Below are 1,305 nucleotides of genomic sequence, written 5' to 3'. Positions count from 1 at the left end.
AGCGCGGTGCGCTGCAAGCTGCACACCGGCCGCACGCATCAGATCCGGGTGCACCTGAGCCAGCGCGGGCACCCGCTGCTGGCCGACGCGGTGTATGGCGGCGTGCCAGGGCTCGGCCTGCTGCGGCAGGCCTTGCACGCGGTGGAACTGGGGTTCGAGCATCCGGTCACCCGCGAGCCGCTGCTGTTTCGCGTGCCACCGCCGGCTGATCTGGCCCAGGCCTGGGCGCAGATTGCGCCTGACCATGCGCCGGAGCAGACTTCAGTTTCGGGCTGAAGCTCTTTTATTGCCGCCGGCCAGCGGGCAGGCTGTACAATTCGCAACTGAACCGAGTTGGTGAACCGAGTTTGTACTGCGCGCCTTGGGTGGGCAGATGCATCCAGCAGCCCTCGGTGTATGGTGCGAAGCGCTCTGAGAAGCTTTGCGAACGTGGCAGGCATTGGGCCCTTGATTGTTCACAATCCGGTCCGCGGCGCCCTGAAGATCAGGGCCCAAGACGTTGCCTCGTTGCCACCGCCTGTGTGCAGAAAAGCCGCAACACAGCCCGTCGCACCACTCGCCCGAATTCGGCAACCCTGAAAAATGCCCGCCGCAGGTTTTTGCTGTGCCGGTGATTGAGTCGGCATGCCAGCCGCTGTTGTTCGCTTCATCCGTTTGCCAGGATGGGGCTGGCCGCTGGTATTTGCCTGTCTGCCCATGCAGCCTTTGATGCCGAAACAGTCCGCCCACTGCGGCGACAAAACCGCCTGTCCCAAGGCCTGGTCCATCGACGTGTGTCCATGAATACAGAGAACGCCAAGCGCGTTTTGGAAACAGCACTGGTGTGCGCGGCGCAGCCTTTGCCGCTGCGCGAACTGCGGGTGTTGTTCGATGACCAGGTCGGTGCTGACACGCTGCGCTACCTGCTCGACGAACTGGGGCGGGACTGGCAGGGGCGGGGCGTGGAATTGGTCTGCCTGGCCTCAGGCTGGCGTTTCCAGAGCCGGCCGGAAATGCGCGAATACCTGGACCGGCTGAATCCGGAAAAGCCGCCGCGCTACTCGCGCGCTGTGCTCGAAACCCTGGCCATCATTGCCTACCGGCAGCCGGTCACACGCGGCGACATCGAGGACATTCGCGGCGTCGTGGTGTCCAGCCAGATCATGAAGCAGCTGGAAGACCGCAACTGGATCGAAGCCATCGGCCACCGGGACGCCCCGGGCCGGCCGGCGCTGTATGCCACCACGCGGCAGTTCCTGGACGACCTCGGGCTGGAAAGCCTGGATCGTTTGCCCTTGCTGGAATCGGCTGGCGGTGGCCACGCCG

At 64.8% G+C, this 1,305-nt stretch carries 2 protein-coding genes; both read left to right on the top strand.

Going from position 1 to position 1,305, the window contains the following annotated elements:
- A partial coding sequence (locus FKP22_RS33195) for an RluA family pseudouridine synthase (RefSeq protein WP_510606735.1) occupies positions 1–276 on the top strand: 276 nt, incomplete at its 5' end.
- Positions 277–779: 503 nt separating this feature from the next.
- On the top strand, positions 780–1,305 hold a 526-nt coding region (gene scpB / locus FKP22_RS30700), incomplete at its 3' end, for an SMC-Scp complex subunit ScpB (RefSeq protein WP_141291969.1).

Origin of the sequence: Ideonella azotifigens (assembly GCF_006519715.1) — a bacterium.
Lineage (GTDB): Bacteria > Pseudomonadota > Gammaproteobacteria > Burkholderiales > Burkholderiaceae_C > Ideonella > Ideonella azotifigens.
Note: the sequence above shows the minus strand (reverse complement) of the source record. Positions and strands in the feature narration are given on the sequence as shown.